The 16,661-nt window shown below is 65.0% G+C and carries 16 protein-coding genes and 1 pseudogene; 9 read left to right on the forward strand and 8 right to left on the reverse strand.

What is annotated here, in order from left to right; genetic code table 11:
* Positions 1-99 precede the first annotated feature (99 nt).
* Together AC0L3K_RS29765 and AC0L3K_RS29770 are read left to right on the forward strand one after the other, a co-directional pair.
* On the forward strand, positions 100-753 hold the full coding sequence (locus AC0L3K_RS29765) for an L-fuculose-phosphate aldolase (protein WP_007601436.1): 654 nt from the start codon (positions 100-102) through the stop codon (positions 751-753).
* Positions 754-765: 12 nt separating this feature from the next.
* Positions 766-2,553 (forward strand): chloride channel protein, encoded by a 1,788-nt coding sequence (locus AC0L3K_RS29770; RefSeq protein WP_007601437.1) that lies wholly within the window; start codon positions 766-768, stop codon positions 2,551-2,553.
* Between the two features lie 50 nt (positions 2,554-2,603).
* On the opposite strand, the pseudogene AC0L3K_RS29775 reads toward AC0L3K_RS29770, so the two are convergent.
* Positions 2,604-2,860 (reverse strand): annotated as a pseudogene (locus AC0L3K_RS29775) (DUF2798 domain-containing protein).
* Positions 2,861-3,148: 288 nt separating this feature from the next.
* On the opposite strand from AC0L3K_RS29775, the gene AC0L3K_RS29780 reads away from it, so the two are divergent.
* Positions 3,149-3,538, forward strand: a complete 390-nt coding sequence (locus AC0L3K_RS29780) for a hypothetical protein (RefSeq protein WP_007601441.1) — start codon at positions 3,149-3,151, stop codon at positions 3,536-3,538.
* A 695-nt stretch (positions 3,539-4,233) separates the two neighbouring features.
* Positions 4,234-4,503: a hypothetical protein gene (locus AC0L3K_RS29785; protein WP_007601443.1), complete on the forward strand. Its 270-nt coding sequence runs from the start codon at positions 4,234-4,236 to the stop codon at positions 4,501-4,503.
* On the opposite strand, the gene AC0L3K_RS29790 is transcribed toward AC0L3K_RS29785, so the two are convergent.
* A complete protein-coding gene (locus tag AC0L3K_RS29790) occupies positions 4,464-4,682 on the reverse strand; it encodes a hypothetical protein (RefSeq protein WP_007601445.1) in 219 nt (72 codons plus the stop codon). The genes AC0L3K_RS29785 and AC0L3K_RS29790 overlap by 40 nt on opposite strands.
* 222 nt (positions 4,683-4,904) lie before the next feature.
* Between AC0L3K_RS29790 and AC0L3K_RS29795 the strand changes: the two genes are divergently transcribed.
* The 4 genes from AC0L3K_RS29795 (at position 4,905) to uraD (ending at position 7,515) form a co-directional block, all read left to right on the forward strand.
* A complete protein-coding gene (locus AC0L3K_RS29795) occupies positions 4,905-5,183 on the forward strand; it encodes a hypothetical protein (protein ID WP_473367365.1) in 279 nt (92 codons plus the stop codon).
* A gap of 89 nt (positions 5,184-5,272) precedes the next feature.
* Positions 5,273-5,686, forward strand: a complete 414-nt coding sequence (locus AC0L3K_RS29800; RefSeq protein WP_007601448.1) for a DUF3830 family protein — start codon at positions 5,273-5,275, stop codon at positions 5,684-5,686.
* Complete coding sequence (gene puuE, locus AC0L3K_RS29805) at positions 5,687-6,622, forward strand: allantoinase PuuE (RefSeq protein ID WP_219685273.1); 936 nt, start codon at positions 5,687-5,689, stop codon at positions 6,620-6,622.
* A gap of 5 nt (positions 6,623-6,627) precedes the next feature.
* Positions 6,628-7,515: a 2-oxo-4-hydroxy-4-carboxy-5-ureidoimidazoline decarboxylase gene (uraD, locus tag AC0L3K_RS29810; RefSeq protein WP_219685274.1), complete on the forward strand. Its 888-nt coding sequence runs from the start codon at positions 6,628-6,630 to the stop codon at positions 7,513-7,515.
* Here uraD and AC0L3K_RS29815 read toward each other — a convergent pair.
* Genes AC0L3K_RS29815 through AC0L3K_RS29825 form a run of 3 tightly spaced genes read right to left on the reverse strand, consistent with a single transcriptional unit; the run spans position 7,512 to position 12,479 of the window.
* Positions 7,512-8,909: a nucleobase:cation symporter-2 family protein gene (locus AC0L3K_RS29815; protein ID WP_473367366.1), complete on the reverse strand. Its 1,398-nt coding sequence runs from the start codon at positions 8,907-8,909 to the stop codon at positions 7,512-7,514. The two genes, uraD and AC0L3K_RS29815, sit on opposite strands and share 4 nt — an antisense overlap.
* Before the next feature lie 22 nt (positions 8,910-8,931).
* Positions 8,932-11,655: a molybdopterin-dependent oxidoreductase gene (locus AC0L3K_RS29820; protein WP_473367367.1), complete on the reverse strand. Its 2,724-nt coding sequence runs from the start codon at positions 11,653-11,655 to the stop codon at positions 8,932-8,934.
* On the reverse strand, positions 11,652-12,479 hold the full coding sequence (locus AC0L3K_RS29825; RefSeq protein ID WP_473367368.1) for an FAD binding domain-containing protein: 828 nt from the start codon (positions 12,477-12,479) through the stop codon (positions 11,652-11,654). The genes AC0L3K_RS29820 and AC0L3K_RS29825 overlap by 4 nt, the downstream gene beginning before the upstream one ends.
* 153 nt (positions 12,480-12,632) lie before the next feature.
* On the opposite strand from AC0L3K_RS29825, the gene AC0L3K_RS29830 reads away from it, so the two are divergent.
* Positions 12,633-13,982: an 8-oxoguanine deaminase gene (locus AC0L3K_RS29830; RefSeq protein ID WP_354129188.1), complete on the forward strand. Its 1,350-nt coding sequence runs from the start codon at positions 12,633-12,635 to the stop codon at positions 13,980-13,982.
* Positions 13,983-14,088: 106 nt separating this feature from the next.
* Here AC0L3K_RS29830 and AC0L3K_RS29835 read toward each other — a convergent pair whose 3' ends face one another.
* The 3 genes from AC0L3K_RS29835 to AC0L3K_RS29845 form a co-directional block, all read right to left on the reverse strand.
* Complete coding sequence (locus AC0L3K_RS29835) at positions 14,089-15,165, reverse strand: BMP family ABC transporter substrate-binding protein (RefSeq protein ID WP_473367378.1); 1,077 nt, start codon at positions 15,163-15,165, stop codon at positions 14,089-14,091.
* A 78-nt stretch (positions 15,166-15,243) separates the two neighbouring features.
* The gene (locus tag AC0L3K_RS29840; RefSeq protein WP_473367369.1) at positions 15,244-16,161 is read right to left on the reverse strand and encodes an ABC transporter permease; all 918 of its coding nucleotides are present in this window, start codon (positions 16,159-16,161) and stop codon (positions 15,244-15,246) included.
* Positions 16,148-16,661, reverse strand: a 514-nt coding sequence (locus tag AC0L3K_RS29845) for an ABC transporter permease subunit (protein WP_473367370.1), incomplete at its 5' end; no start/stop codon positions are given. The genes AC0L3K_RS29845 and AC0L3K_RS29840, both read right to left, overlap by 14 nt.

A 16,661-nucleotide genomic window follows, 5' to 3' on the forward strand; every position in this document is an offset into this window, starting at 1 on the left:
GCTGGCGCGATCGCGCGCGATCCGGTCCGCTTTCTCTTGCGCTGCCATAATGCTTGACGTACTCCCCGTCTGACAGGCGCCCATCGTCAGGAAATCGAGATGTCGATGACAGCGGACGAGCTCGACAAGAGACAGGCCATCATCGGCGCCTGCCGCCGCATGAACGCGCTCGGCATCAACCAGGGCACCTCGGGCAATATCAGCGTCCGGCATGTGGACGGGCTTCTGGTCACCCCGACCAGCGTGCCCTACGACGCCATGACGCCGGACCAGATCGTGTTCATGGCGATGGACGGCTCGCACGCGCCCGATCAGAAGCCGTCAAGCGAGTGGCGCTTCCACCTCGACATCCTGAAGGCCCGGCCAGACGTCAACGCCGTCGTCCACGCCCATCCGACCTATTGCACCATCCTGGCGATCATGGGCCTGGAGATCCCGCCCGTGCACTACATGATCGCAGCCGCCGGCGGCGACAGCATCCGCTGCGCGCCCTATGCCACCTTCGGAACGGCGGAGCTGTCCGAACATGCAGTGCGGGCGCTGGAGGGCCGGCTTGCCTGCCTGCTCGACCATCACGGCATGATCGCGATCGGCAAGTCGTTGGACAAGGCGATGTGGCTCGCCGTCGAGGTCGAGACGCTGGCGCGGCAATATCACGGCTGTCTCCAGATCGGAGAGCCGCCGCTGCTGTCGAGTGCCGAGATCGAGCGGGTCCGCCAGCGCATGTCCGGTTACGGCATGTCGGAAGGGTAGGGCGGGCCAAAAGTGTTCCTGCGGATCAGACATCTCGCCGACCGCAAGGGGACGAACCGCGTCATGGTTCGGCTGCGGGCGCTGCTGCGCAGCAACGAATTCTATCTGATCCCGCTGGCGCTGGTGATCGGCACGCTCGCCGGCGCCATCGTGACGCTCATGGCCGAGATTGCGCAGATTGCCCATATGGTGATCTACGGCATTCCCATCGACGTTCGCCTGTCCGCCAATACCAGCGTCAGTCCCTGGGCCGCGTTGATCGCGCCCGCGCTGGGCGGATTGGCGCTCGGGATCATGGAGTGGTGGCGGCGAAGGCTCAAGCTCTCCAGCGCGGTCGATCCGATCGAGGCGAACGCGCTGCGTGGCGGCAATCTGTCGATGCGCGACAGCGTGGTGGTGTCGAGCCAGACCTTGATCTCGAACGGCTGCGGCGCCTCCGTCGGCCTCGAAGCCGGCTATACCCAGATCGGCTCGGGCATCGCCTCGCTGCTCGGCAAGTTCTTCAATCTGCGCCGCAACGATCTGCGCCTGATCGTCGGCTGCGGTGCCGCTGCGGCGATCGCGGCCGCCTTCGGTGCGCCGATCACCGGCGCCTTCTACGCCTGCGAGCTGATCGTCGGCGTCTATTCGGTCGGCAGCGCTGCGCCAATCCTCGCCGCCTCGCTCGCGGGTGCACTGACCGCGCAATGGCTCGGCGGCGCGCCATACTCGCTCGAAATACCCAAGGTCAGCGCCGTCGGCGTCGAGCAATATCTGGCGCTGATCGGGCTCGCGCTCGTCACCAGCGGCGTCGGCATCGCCGTGATGCGCTCGTCCTCGATGTTCGAGCGCCTGTTCAAATGGCTGCCGGTCTGGCTGCGCCCGGTGATCGGCGGCCTCATCGTCGGAGGCTTTGCGATTGTCACGCCGCAGGTGCTGGCGGCCGGCCACGGCGCGATGGTGCTTGATCTCTTTCACGACATGACGATCGGCCTGATCGCGCTGATCATCGCCTTGAAGGTGACGGCCTGCCTGATCTCGCTCGCCTCCGGCTTCCGCGGCGGGCTGTTCTTTGCCTCGCTGTTCGTCGGCAGCCTGATCGGAAAGTTCTTTTCGGCGGTGCTGCTCTTGATCAGCCCGAACTTCGTGATCGATCCGCTGGTCGCGATGCTCACGGGCATGGCGACGCTCGGCGTCGCCATCGTCGGCGGTCCCTTGACCATGTCGTTCCTCGTGCTCGAGATGACCCGCAACGTCGACGTCACCGCCGTGGTGCTCGCCGGCTGCATCGTCACCTCGATCTGCGTCCGCTTCATGTTCGGACACTCCTTCTCGACCTGGCGCCTGCATCTGCGCGGCGAGACCATTCGTAGCGCCAACGACGTCGGCTGGCTGCGCAACCTCACCGTCGAGCGGCTGATGCGCTCCGATGTCGGCAAGGTGCCGTCGACCACGACGATCGCCGCGGTCCGCCGCGAATTCGCGCTGGGCTCGCGGCCCGGGATCGTCATCGTCAACAATGCGGACGAATATGTCGGTCTCGTCCTGCTGCCCGACCTGTTCTCCGGCGATCTCGACACCATCGCCGACGAAATCCAGGTGATCGAGCTCGCGCGCCTGACCGAGATCGTGCTGATCCCCGAAATGAACGTGAAGTCGGCCATGGCGGTGTTCGACGAGGCGGAAGCCGAGATGCTGGCAGTCGTCGATTCCACCGACAGCCGCAAAGTGGTCGGCTTCCTCACCGAGACCTTCGCCCGCCGCCGCTATGTCGAGGAGATCGACAAGGCAACGCGCGGCGTGCTGGGGGCGCTGTCGTAAAGTCACGCGGAAGCGGGACGGCGTGCGTCACGCGCCGCCGTCCGCGCCTGCTATCGGCTCGGTTGGGCGGGAGCCGCAACGACGCCCGCCACGATCCGGCGGACCAGCGGCAGCACCATCAGCAGCGTCGGAAAGGCGACGAGCCATGACAGCGCCCAGGCGCCCGGCCAGGTCGCGAGGAACGCCGGCGTTGCGCCGAGGCTTCGAAGGGTGGAAATGATCGACACCACGGCCGTCATGAGGACGGACAGCACAATGGCATCACGATCGGCGCATAGCGCGCCGGCAGTTTGCGAACCGCAATCATCTGGTTTCTCTTTGGAATAGGACGCGTCAGTCACGGTGAACCCAAGAATGGCATCGATCCCGACGGCGTCGGTTGATGCGTTGGTTCGCGTAAAACGCTTACGGCGACCGAAAAACGGTGCGGCTGTTCATTATCCGCTCATGTTGGATGGTTCAAGCTGGATCTGGTCGTTCGGTTTACAATCGTTCAAAGCGTGGCAGATTGCCGCGATCACGAAACCATTTCAGTAGCTTGCGCATTAAATCTTGTTTGATGATGTCGCTTTGAGCGAGAACAGGGAAGGTCAAGATGAATAAGGGACCGATGATTTCTGCAGCCGGCCGCAACGTTGCGTTGGCAGCTTTCGCAAGTCTTGTTCTGATTGCGGCCTCTGTCACGCCTTCGGCTGCCAACTCGCCCGCACCCAGCAAGGCCGCTGCCGCGGGCCCGGCCGCTCCGGCTGCCACCGATTTCAGCGCCGCTCGCCGCCACCGCTACTATCGACGAGGTCCGAACGCTGCAGGCCTCGCCTTCATGGGCGTGGCGGCAGGTCTGATCGGCGGCGCGATCGCAGAGAGCAGGCGCCAAGAGTACTACGAGGACCGCTATAATTACGGCCCCGGTCCTTACTACGGCGGCCAGGGATATTACGGCGGCGGTCCCTACTATGGTCCGCGTGGCTATTATCAGCCGTATTAGGCGCCTGTCCTCGCCGCAGTCTCGTTTCGCGCCAAGGGCGGTGTTTTGCACCGCCCCTTGTTGCTTCTGCGCGAGGCGTCTCATTGCGCGACCTGTGTCGCGGGTGCGTCAATCCTCTCTTGAAAAAATATTCCACTTTACCGAAATTCGGTTTTGGCGTATGTGTCGCCCATCCCGGCTCATCCTTGAGGGGCGATCTTGTGGTCGTCATATTCGCGAGCCGGGCTTGCGGTGGACGCGGCAGCGTTCGGGTGCGAGAGGTTTGGGCAGGGCGGATTGCTCTCCGTGAGCCCGAGGCTTCGTTCCGACGAGCGGCGCTGCTAGGCTTCGTCTCGTCATCAGGTCGGCGGCAACGTGCACAACGTCGTCGAAACCGGTGGTGAAATGGCGGGCCGTGCGTACGGCAAAACCGTGTGGTCCTGGCCGTCGTTGCTACGGTCAAGCCCTGGCGAATGCGGCATCTGCGTCAACCGGCGCGGTGCCGGTGAATTTCGCGAAGGCGAGGGAGGCCAAAGAGAACTCGGCTCCCGGGAGAGCACGGCATAAGCCGTCCAACCATCGCGCAGGGAAGGCCGAGTGATTGGCTACACCTGTATGCTGCTGTGCGGTTTTCCTGCGTGTGCTTTTCGCGCAGCGGACCGCGGGTGCCAGCCGGCACCCGGCCTTCCCTGCGCCCTCTTGGACAAGAGGGTGGAATGACCAAGCAAAGCTCGGGCGAGATCAGCCGCGAGGCTGCGAAGCTGTGTCTGCAATTCAAAAATGCGAGCTGGAAGCGTCGCGTTACCGCGTCATACTCCGTCATTGCGAGCGCAGCGAAGCAATCCAGAAATGCATCCGTGGAAAATGTCTGGATTGCTTCGTCGCAAGAGCTCCTCGCAATGACGACGTGGAGGCAGTTTCGCTTGATCGCGCTAGGCTTCCCGCATCACCGTCCCGCTGGTGCAGACATCGCGCCGTTGGAATAGCGCGACCAGTCGGGCTCGGTCGGCTGCGACGGCCACAGCGCGGCGTTGGAGTCGCGCACCGACTGGGTGATGGGATGGGGTTGCGCCCTGCGGACATGACGGCGGTCGTTCGCCGCGGCAGTCTGGACGGTGGCGGCGGCAATCAGCGTCGCGCCGAGAATGATAAAGGTCTTTTGCATTGTTACTTTCTCCCGTAACGGCGCCCGGCTGTGAGATGTTTGTGTGGTCGCCGTCGCGGCTGACATGGCGATGCGCCCAGCCGATATCAGCGCTCGCGACATCACATTGGGGCGAGCCAATTTTCTAGCCTCGGCTAAATATTCGGCAATCGCGCCCGTAGCCCCGATGGACTTGACCTGCGCAATCCGGTTCAATGGGCCAAATCTGGTTTCTGGGCGACAATGATGTCGAAATATCTGCTGGTCCTTCTGCTGATCGCCTCGCCGGCCGTGGCGCAGGTCAAGCTGACCCCAAAAACCTCGGCGGCGCATCCGGACCCCTGCGCGCCGATCGGACGGACCGCGGACGGCAAGCTGGTCTACTCCATGAAATGCGAGAATTTGCCGGCGCCGCCTCCGCCGCCGCAGGCGGAACTGAGGGAGGCGCCGCAGCCCGCCGTCGAGCCGGAGCCCGAGACGCGGCGGAGTGGCGTTTTCGGCTGGTCCTACGACCGCAGGTAACCGGCCGCGCCCCTTGCGCGAAGCCCGACGGAGTGCTCTTTGCCTGAAAATTCCCCGTGGGGCCACCGCCCCCGATCCAGAGAGATGAGATGACCAAACTCGTGATCCGCGCCGGCGACTTCACCTTCGATGCCCGTTTCGAGGAGCAAGCGGCGCCCAAGACTGTCGCCGCGTTCCGCAAGGCGCTGCCGTTCGAAAGCCACATCATCCACGTGCGCTGGAGCGGCGAGGGCGTGTGGATGCCGCTCGGCGACCTCGATTTCGGAGTCGGCTACGAGAACCACACCAGCTATCCCGCGCCCGGCCAGATCATCCTCTATCCCGGCGGCATCAGCGAGACCGAGATCCTGATGGCCTATGGCGGCGTGCACTTCGCGAGCAAGATGGGCCAGCTCGCCGGCAACCATTTCATCACCTTGACGTCCGGCCTGGAGAATCTGGCGACGCTCGGCAAGAGCGTGCTGTGGAAGGGCGCGCTGCCGATCCGCTTCGAGGAAGTCTGAGTGACTGGTACCCGCTACCCGCGCGATCTCCGCGGTTACGGCCGCAACCCGCCGCACCCGCAATGGCCCGGCAACGCGCGGGTCGCGGTGCAGTTCGTCGTTAATTTCGAGGAGGGCAGCGAAAACAACATCCTGCATGGCGACCCTGCCTCGGAAGCGTTCCTGTCCGACGTGCTCGGCGCACAGCCTTGGCCCGGCCAGCGCCACGCCAATATCGAATCGATGTTCGAATATGGCTCGCGCGCCGGCTTCTGGCGGCTGTGGCGGATATTCAGCCAACGGAAGTGGCCGACCACCGTGTTCGGCGTCGCCACAGCGCTGAAGCGCAATCCGGAAATCGTTGCTGCCATGAAGGAGGCGGGCTGGGACATCGCCAGCCACAGCCTGAAGTGGATCGAGCACAAGGACATGACCGAGGCGCAGGAGCGCGCGGAGATCGCGGAAGCGATCCGCGTCCACACCGCAGCGACCGGCTCGCGGCCCCTCGGCTGGTACACCGGACGCTCCTCGATCAACACCAACCGTTTGGTGATGGAGGAGGGCGGCTTCCTCTATCTCAGCGATTCCTACGCAGATGATTTGCCCTATTGGGTCAGGGGCGCGAGCGGCAAGCAGCTCGTCATTCCCTACACGCTCGACGCCAACGACATGCGGTTCATCAATCCGCAGGGCTTTGCCGAAGGCGAGCAGTTCTTCACCTACCTGAAAGATGCCTTCGACGTGCTCTACGCCGAAGGCGAGAGCGCGCCGAAGATGATGTCCGTCGGCCTGCACTGCCGTCTGGCCGGACGTCCCGGCCGCGCGGCGGGGCTGATCCGCTTCCTCGACTACATCGGCAAGCACAAGCGCGTCTGGGTGCCGACGCGGTTGCAGATCGCACAGCATTGGCACGACAAGCTCGCGCACCTTGCGGCCGACGCATTCGAGATCGGGTGAGGGCGATGTCGCAGATACCGCTGTCCGATCTCAATGTCGCGAGCTTCGACGATTTCGTCGCAGTACTTGAAAACGTGGTCGAGTACTCGCCTTGGATTGCCCAAGAAGCCGCGGCGCGCCGTCCGTTTGCCGGCATCAATCCACTGCTCGACGCGATCAAGGCGGCGATCGCGAGCGCTGAGCCCGAGGTGCAACTGGCGCTGATACGTGCGCACCCCGACCTTGCCAACAAGACTCAGCGCGCAGCGGGACTCACGCCTGACTCGAGTGCCGAGCAGAATAGCGCTGGCCTCGACCGTCTGTCGGACGCCGAATACGCGGCCTTCGAGCGGGCGAACAATGCATATCGCGAAAAATTTGGTATCCCCTATATCGTCTGCGCGCGCCGGCATACCAGGGATTCCATCCTGCGGGACTTCGAGGCGCGGCTGCAGAACATCGCCAAGACCGAGACACGCCGCGCGCTTGAGGAAATCTCTCGTATCGCTGCTCTGCGTCTCGATCAGCTCGTCATCGCCGATGACAAGCTCAAGGTGCACGGCCGGCTTTCGACCCATGTACTGGACAATCACGCCGGCAAGCCCGCGCCGGGTATTCCGGTCGAGCTGGTCGAGCTCGCCGCGCTCGGGGAAAGCCGCGTCATCGCGCGCACCGTCACCAACGCAGACGGCCGCACCGACCAGCCGCTGATCGGCGGCCGCCCGCTGCCGATCGGCCGCTACGAGCTCCGGTTTAGCGTGGCCAAATATTACGCGGAGCGCAACGTGCAGCTCTCCGACCCGCCGTTCCTCGACGAGATCCCGCTACGCTTTGCGATCAGCGAGCCGGAAAGCCACTACCACGTGCCGCTGCTGGTCACGCCATGGAGCTATTCGACCTATCGCGGCAGTTAAACATGTTGCGCGGATGAGGCGACCGCTGCTGCATCCGCTTCCGCCGCTGCGCCGCCGCTCAACCCGTTGAAGAAGGCGTTGAGCAGCACCGAGACGATTGCACACAGCAGGATGCCGGACTCCAGCAGCGGCTGCAGATCATGCGGCAAATTCCTGAAGAAGCCGGGTGCGGCGAGCGGGATCAGGCCGAAGCCGATCGAGATCGCGACGATGAAGAGATTGTAGCGATTGGTGCGGAAGTCGACCGAGGTGAGGATACGTGCGCCTGTCGCCGCGACCATGCCGAACATCACGAGGCCGGCGCCGCCGAGCACGACCAGCGGCACGGCCTCGACCAATGCGGCGAGCTTCGGCAACAGGCCGAGCACGAGCATGATGCAGCCGCCCGTGACCGTCACCCAGCGCGAACGCACGCCGGTGACCGAGACGAGACCGACATTCTGCGAGAACGACGTGTACGGGAAGGTGTTGAAGATGCCGCCGAGCAGCGTGCCGACGCCGTCGGCGCGCAGGCCTCGGCTCAGGGCTTCGCGGTCGACCGTCTTGCCGGTGATGTCGCCGAGCGCCAGGAACATGCCGAGTGATTCGATCATCACCACGATCATGACGACGCACATGGTGATAACTGGTACCAGATGGAATTGCGGCATGCCGAAGCGGAACGGGATCACGAGCGCGCCCCAGGAGGCCGCAGCGACCTTGTCGAAATGCATCACGCCCAGAATGGTCGCGAGCACGGCGCCGGCGATGATGCCAAGCAGCACGGCGACGTTGGCGAGGAAGCCGGTGCCCCATTTGATCAAGCCGAGAATGAACAGCAGCACGAACAGCGAGATGCCGAGCCCCTGCAACTGTCCGTAGGCCGGATTGGGAAAGCTGCCGGCGACGCCGTCGACCACCTTCGCCAGCGTCGGCAGGCCGCCGCCGGCCCAGTTGATGCCGACCCGCATCAGGGAGATGCCGATGACGAGAATGATGCTGCCGGTGACGACGGGCGGGAACAGCGGTAGCAGCCGGCTGACGAACGGCGCCGCGACGATGCCGAACAGGCCGGCGGCGATCACTGAACCGTAGATGCCGAGCAGGCCGATCTCAGGTGAAGCCGCCATCGACAGCATCGGACCGACGGATGCGAACGTCACGCCCATCATCACAGGCAGGCGGATGCCGACACCGGGAAGACCGAGGCATTGCACCAGCGTCGCAAGTCCGCAGGCGAACAGGTCGGCGCTGATCAGGAAGGCGACATCCTCCGGCGGCAGCTTCAGCGCGCGCCCGATGATCAGGGGCACCGCGACCGCGCCGGCATACATCACCAGCACATGCTGAAGCCCGAGCGCCAGCAGGCGCGGGACCGGCAAGACCTCGTCGACGGGATGCACTTCGCTGCTCATGGATCAATCCCCCGAAATATGCCTATCCAAACTTATCGTGCAGCGCCGGAAACAACCGGTCCGGCTTGAAGGGCGGCGCAGTGAAGCGGATGCCGGTGGCGTCCGCGATCGCGTTGCCGAGCGCGGCGGCGACCGGATTGTACGGACTCTCGCTCATCGACTTCGCCCCCAGCGGGCCGATCGTGTCGGAGGTCTCGGCGAAGAAGACCTCGGTGCGGGGCACATCGGCGAAGGAGGGCAGGTGGTAGTCTCGGAATTTGGGGTTGGCGACGCGGCCATCCGCATCGATCACCATCTCCTCGTAGAGCGCGGCACCGAGCGCCTGCGCAACACCGCCTTCGACCTGGCCACGGCACTGCATGGGATTGGCGACGACGCCGGCGTCCGCTGCATGCACGCTCCTGAGAATCCGGAGCTCGCCAGTGGCCTTGTTCACGGCGACGCGAAAACCCTGCACGTTGAAGCCGACCGAACGCGGCGTGCCGCCGGAATTGCCGGCGCCTGCGAACGGATGTCCGCGTTCGCGCGCGAGCCTCGCCAGCTCCACAAAGGACATGCGCCGCACGCCACTGACGACGGCTTCGCTATCGAGCGTGCAACTGCCGACGTCGCAGAGCCATGCGCCGGCGGCGGCCGCCTTCAGCTCGGTCGCAAGCTGCATGGCTGCGGCATGCGTCGCCTTGCCTGCCACGAACATGCCGGCGCTGCCATAGGCGCCGGTGTCGTGGCCGCCATGGGCGGTGTCGGATTGGCGCAGGCGAATGCGGTCGACGGTGGTCGCAAGCGTGGTTGCCGCGATCTGCCGGTGCACGGTGCTGGTGCCGTTGCCGAATTCGGCGGTGCCGACGGTGAGATCGAAGCTGGCGTCGTCGTTGAGCGTGACCATCGCATCCGCGAGATGGCCCGCCGGGGGCACCGTGTCGATCATGGTCAGCGCGACGCCGTCGCCGATCAGCCACTCCGGCGATAGGTCCGGCTGTGGACCATCAGCCTGCATCGCGCGCTCGACGAGGTCGAGGCACTGGTCGAGCCCGTAGGAGCCGTAGTGCACGTCGTGGAATTCCGACGGCGGCGGCGACACCATGGGATCGCCGGGCTTGACGACGTTGCGCCGGCGCATCTCGTAAGGGTTGATGCCGAGCTGCTTGGCCAATTCGTCGATCGCGGCCTCGACCGCGATGAGTGTTTGCGGCAGACCATAACCGCGAAACGCGCCTGCCGGCACCGTATTGGTGTAGACCGCGTAGCCGTCGACCCGCTTGTTCGGGCAATTGTAGACGCTGATGGATTCGGCCAGCGAGTGGAACATCACTGGGCCGGCGTGATTGCCGTAGGCGCCGGTGTTGGAGAGCACGTCGAGCTGGAGCGCCGTGAGCTTGCCGTTCGCGTCGGCACCGGCCCTGACGTGGACCCGCATCGGATGCCGCGTCGAGGTTGCGATGAACTGCTCCTCGCGGGTGAGCTCCAGCTTCACCGGCCGTCCGGTCTTGAGCGCGGCGAGCGCCAGAATGTCTTCGACGAACATCTCCTGCTTGCCACCAAAGCCGCCGCCGACGCGCTCGCAGAAGACGCGGACCTTGTCCATGGGAAGTTCGAAGATATCAGACAGCGCGCGTCGGGTCAGGAACGGCACCTGCGTCGAGGTGCGGACATTGAGCACGCCGGAAGCATCGAGCCAGGCGAGGCCGCCATGAGTTTCCAAAGCGGCATGCTGCACACGGTGACTATGGAAGGTGCCCTCGAAGGTGGCGGCGGATGTCGCGAGCGCAGCCGCCACGTCGCCGAATTCGCCATGCGTCTCCGCAGCGAGGTTGCGCTGGGCATAGGCGATGCGGTTCGCGGTGGTGCGATCGGGATGAATGACGGGCGCGCCGGGCGCCATCGCCTGCTCCGGATCGACCAGCGCGGGCAAAATCTCGTAACTGACCTTCAGCCGGCGGCATGCGTCCTCGGCCGCGGCTTCGCTGTCTGCGACCACGGCGGCGACCTTCTGGCCGATGAAGCGGACGATGTCGTCGAGAACACGGGTATCCTCGGGATCCATCCAGTCCTTCTCATGCCGCGCGGTCGACATCAGAGTGGTTGGCGCATCCTCATGCGTCAGTACCGCGTGCACGCCGGGAACGCTCAGCGCTTCCGACTTGTCGATCGCGACGATCCTCGCGTGGGCGTGCGGCGAACGGAGCAGCTTGATATGCAGCAGGCCGTCGATCTGCGTGTCGAACGTGTAGCGCGCCTTGCCGCGCACGACATCGGGGCCAGCTGGCGCCGGCAGGCTGCGGCCGAATGCGGCGCCGGCTTCGACGCCCGCCTCGACATTGGCCTTGCCGAGCAGCGCGTCCTCGATCGCGCGATAGCCGGTGCAGCGGCAGATATTGCCCTTCAGCGCGACGCCGAGATCGGTGCGCTGCGCCTGGTTCAGCGAGGCACAGGTCAGGATCATGCCGGCGGTGCAAAAGCCGCATTGAAAGCCCTGCGCATCGAGGAAAGCCTGCTGCATCGGATGCGCGCCGCTGTCACCGCCGAGGCCTTCGATCGTCGTGACCGCGCGCCCGTCGGCGCGGAACGCCGGGATCAGACAGCTATGCACCGGCTCGCCGTCCAGCAGCACGGTGCAGGCGCCGCAATCGCCGGCGTCGCAGCCCTTCTTCACGCCGAAATGGCCGAGCTCGCGCAGGAACGTGCGCAGGCACTGGCCGGCGCGCGGCTCCTGTGGAAACGTCGTGCCATTAACCTCGAAGCTCATGCCGGCGGTGCTCCGAGGAGTTCGTCGCGGATCTCTTCGGCGAGCCGCAGTGTCATGTGCTTGCGCCAGAGCGGCTTACCGTGGATGTCGGTATGGTAGAGATCGTCCGTGATCTGCTGCGCGATGGAATCGCGAAGCGCTTTCGTGTCGGGGACCTCGCGAAAGGACAACCGGATCGGCCGCACCGTCGAGGCGGTGACCGTGAGCGTCAGCGTGCCATCGGCATCCAGACTGCCGATCAGGAGCGCCGCCGAGCGGCCGACCGGCGCCAGCGAGATCTGGCGGAAGGCCGTACGACGTTTCAACGCGGCGATCGGAATATCGATCTGCCGGAGCAGGTCCCCCGGCGCCAGACGGTTGAGCTGGTTGCCGATGACGAAATCGATAACGGGCATCATCTGTTCGCCGCCGCCGGCCTTCCAGATGGTGCAGACGCCGTCCAACGCAGCGGTGAGCGAGATCATCGGTCCCGCCGGAAGCGACATGCAGAGATTGCCGCCGACGGTCGCCGTCTTCCAGATCTTGAACGAAGCCAGGAAGGCGCGGCAGCACTGGTTGATCAGCGGTGCCGCGAACCAGTCGGGTGGGCAGGCGAATCCATCGAGCTGCGCGACGGTGCAGGTGGCTGCGATGCTGAGATGGCTCTCGGTGACCGTCAGCGCCGGCCATTTCAGGTCGGTGAGATCGATGAGCCGAGTCAGGTGAACTTGCGGCTCCGAGAACAGCCAGGTGCCGCCCGCGAGCCAAGCATCACCTGGCGTCCAAACGGGCAGCTGCGCGCGCGTTTGCGGATGGGCGACCGCTGTGATGGTATTCAAGTCCATGGCGACGCCAACGCTTCCAACGAGTGAATCGAACCAGGAGAAAGTCTTGCAAGACGAGCGCCAAGTCGCAACAACAAGTCGCAGCAAAAGTGCAATCAGGCCGGCCCCTGCCTTGCAGGTCTGTCGTCGGCGGATGTGAGGAGGAGCAGGTTGATGAGCGACGCAAAGCCGATCTGGATCAGGGATCCCCTGGCTATCCTCGCCGATGGCGCCGAGCGCGGGATCGTGGTGAGAGGCGGCCGGATCGTCGAGCTGGTGCCGGCCGGCGCTGCGCCTGCAACCGCTGACGTCGCGGTGTTCGATGCTGGCGACCACGTCGTGCTGCCGGGCCTCATCAACACCCATCACCATTTCTACCAGACGCTGACGCGGGCGCTGCCGGCGGCGATGGACCGCGAGCTGTTTCCCTGGCTCCAGGCGCTCTATCCGGTGTGGGCGAAGCTGACGGCTGAAGCTCTCGAGCTCGGCGTCACCGTGGCGATGTCCGAACTGTTGCTGTCGGGCTGCACCACCACGACGGATCATCACTATGTTTTTCCGGCGGGGCTCGAAGACGCCGTCGATATCGAGGTGGCGGTGGCCAGGCGGCTCGGCGTGCGCGTGCTGCTCACGCGCGGCTCGATGAACCTGTCGCAGCGCGACGGCGGTCTGCCGCCCGATAGCGTCGTGCAGGATGAGGACACCATCCTCGCCGACAGCGCGCGTGTGGTCGCCAGGCACCACCAGCGCGGCGCGGATGCGATGGTGCAGATCGCGCTCGCACCTTGCTCGCCGTTCTCGGTGACGACGTCCCTGATGCGCGCCACCGCCGATCTCGCAGACAAGCTCGATGTGCGCCTGCATACCCATCTGGCCGAGACCGAGGACGAGAACAAATTCTGCCAGGAGATGTATGGCTGCCGTCCGCTCGACTATCTCGAACAATGCGGCTGGCTCAATGCGCGGACGTGGCTCGCCCATGGCATCTTCTTCAATGCAGACGAGATGAAGCGGCTCGGCAAGGCGAAGACGACGATCAGTCATTGCGCCTGCAGCAACCAGCTTCTGGCCTCCGGCTGCTGCCCCGTCTGCGAAATGGAGGAGGCCGGTGTGGGCATCGGCATCGGCGTCGATGGCTCGGCCTCGAACGATGGATCGAACCTGATGCAGGAGGTCCGGGCTGCGTTCCTGCTACAGCGGGCGCGCTACGGGGTGACGAAGGTCAGTCATAAGGATGCGCTGCGCTGGGCCACCAAGGGCTCGGCGGCCTGCGTCGGTCGACCGGAACTCGGTGAGATCGCCGTCGGCAAGGCGGCCGATCTCGCGCTGTTCCGGCTCGACGAGCTACGCTTCTCCGGCCATGGCGATCCCCTGGCCGCGGTCGTCCTGTGCGGGGCGCATCGGGCCGATCGGGTGATGGTGGCAGGGAAATGGGCCGTTATCGACGGCGCGATCCCGGGCCTGGATGTCGCCGATCTGATCAGCCGCCACAGTTCCGCGGCGCGGGCGATGCAGGCGGGATAATCAGCAAAATAGAAAGAGGGGGCGACCACAAGTGCCGGGTGCTTCTGGCCACCCCCTCCAAACCTCCTCCGGAGGAGCAGGTGATTTAGGCAAAGCAAGAAGCGTGCTACTTGCCCGGCAGCTTGTCGTCGATGCCTTTGACATAGAAATTCATGCCGAGGATCTGGCCGTCGTCGAGATTGGCGCCGCCCTTGCACTCGACAGGCTTGCCGTCCTGCCCAAGGACCGGGCACTTGAACGGATGCAGCTTGCCCGCGGTGATCGCGGCCTGGGCATCCTCGGCGATCTTCTTCACGTCGTCAGGCATGTTGGTGTAAGGTGCCATCGCGAACATGTGGCTGTCGAGGCCGCGCCAGCTGTCCTCGGATTTCCAGGTTCCGTCGAGCTCGGCCTTGACCCGGGCGATGTAGTAGGGACCCCAGGTATCGAGGATCGAGGTCAGCTGGGTCTTCGGCCCGAACTTGATCATCTCGGAATCCTGGCCGAAGGCGAGCTTGCCGCGTTCGCTGGCGATCTGCATTGCCGCGGGCGAATCCGTGTGCTGCATGATCACATCCGCGCCCTGGTCGATCAGCGCCTTGGCGGCGTCGGCCTCCTTGCCCGGGTCGAACCAGGTGTTGGCCCAGATGATCTTGACCTTGATGTTCGGGTTGATGGTCTGCGCGGCGAGGATCGTCGCGTTGATGCCGGAGACGACCTCGGGAATCGGGAACGAGCCGATATAGCCGAGCACGCCGGACTTCGACATCTTGGCCGCGATCAGGCCCTGGATGTAGCGGCCCTGGAACCATTTGGCCGAATAGGTCGACATGTTCGGGTTGCGCTTGTATCCGGTCGCGTGCTCGAAATGCACGTTCGGATATTTCTTCGCGACCTTCAGCGTCGGATCCATGTAGCCGAACGAGGTGGTGAAGATCAGCTTGTTGCCGGCGCGGACGAGCTGCTCGATGGAGCGTTCGGCGTCGGGGCCCTCAGGCACGTTTTCGAGAAAAGTGGTCTCGATCTTGTCGCCGAGCTCCTTCACCAGGGCCTGGCGTGCCAGCTCATGCTGATAGGTCCAGCCGAGGTCACCGACCGGGCCGAGGTAGATAAATCCGACTTTCAGCTTGTCGGCGGCGGAGGCTGCACTGACGCTCCCGGCAAGCAAGAGCCCGGCAGTCAGCGCAAGAAGTGATTTCCTCATCATCAATCTCCAAACATCAGGGGAAAGCCACGATCCGCAACGTGCGCGCCCCATCGCGCCCGCCCCGGAAATGAAACGCTAGCGGTCAGGCACGAACACGGTGCCAAGCGCAGCCGGTGCGGTGGATCCGCCCGTGCGCGCGCGGGAGAGCAGGACCAGGACGATGACAGTCGCAAGGTAAGGCAGCGCCGACATCAACTGCGAGGGAATGCCGACGCCCCAGCCCTGCGCGTGCAGCTGCAGGATCGTCACCGCGCCGAATAGATACGCGCCGACCACGAGGCGGCCCGGACGCCAGGACGAGAACACCACCAGCGCCAGCGCGATCCAGCCGCGGCCTGCGGTCATGCCCGGAATGAAGAACGGCGTATAGGCGAGCGGCAGATAGGCACCGGCAAGTCCGGCGCAGGCGCCGCCGAACATGACCGCTAAGGTGCGGATGCGCAGCACGGGATAGCCGAGCGCATGCGCGGAGACATGGTTGTCGCCGCAGGCGCGCAGGATCAATCCTGACCGCGTGCGGTACAGGAACCACCAGACGCCGATGACCAGCGCCAGCGAGAAATAGACGAAGGCGTCCTCGCCGAACAACACGCGGCCGACCAGCGGGATATTCGTGAGACCGGGAATGTCGAGATGCAGCGCCGGCGTGATGCGCTCGCCGACGAAACCGGCGCCGATCAGGCCGGAGAGTCCGACGCCCAGGATGGTCAGCGCCAGCCCTGTTGCAACCTGGTTGACCGCAAGCCCGAGCGCCATCAGCGCGAAGACCAGTGACATCAAGGTGCCGGCGACGATGCCGAACAGTGCGCCGATGAAGATCGAGCCGGTCAGCCACGCACCGGCAAAGCCACATGCGGCGCCCACGATCATCATGCCCTCGACGCCGAGATTGAGCACACCGGATCGTTCGGTCACGAGCTCGCCGGTCGCCGCGATCAGGAGCGGCGTCGAGGCGGCGAGCACCGCGAGGATGATGGCTTCAACCAGCTCCACGAGGCACCTGTCGGTTCGGGAAGACCAGCTTGAAGCGATAGAGAATGAGGGAATCGCAGGCGAGCACGTAGAACAGCAGAATGCCCTGAAAAACCTTGGTGACGTCCAACGGGATCTTCATCGCGATCTGCGCCTGCTCGCCGCCGATAAAAGTCAGCGCGAGAAAAAGGCCTGCAATTAATATTCCAAGGGGGTTCAACCGGCCGAGAAAGGCGACGATGATCGCCGTAAAACCGTAACCCGGCGAGATGCCGGGCTGGAGATGCCCGACCGGACCCGCGACCTCGATGATGCCGGCGAGGCCCGCCAGCGCGCCGGAGACGGCGAAGGTCAGGATGATCAAATGGTTGGAATTGAAGCCGCCGAACCGGGGGGGCCCCGGCGCCGGGGCCCCCCCCCCCCGCGGGGCGCCCCCGGGGGGGGGGGGGGGGGGGGGGGGGGGGGGGGGGCGCCGGCCGGGGGGGGGGGGGGGGGCGCCCGGGGGCGCGCCCGCGGGGGGG

This window comes from Bradyrhizobium sp. MI1.10, from assembly GCF_055811035.1.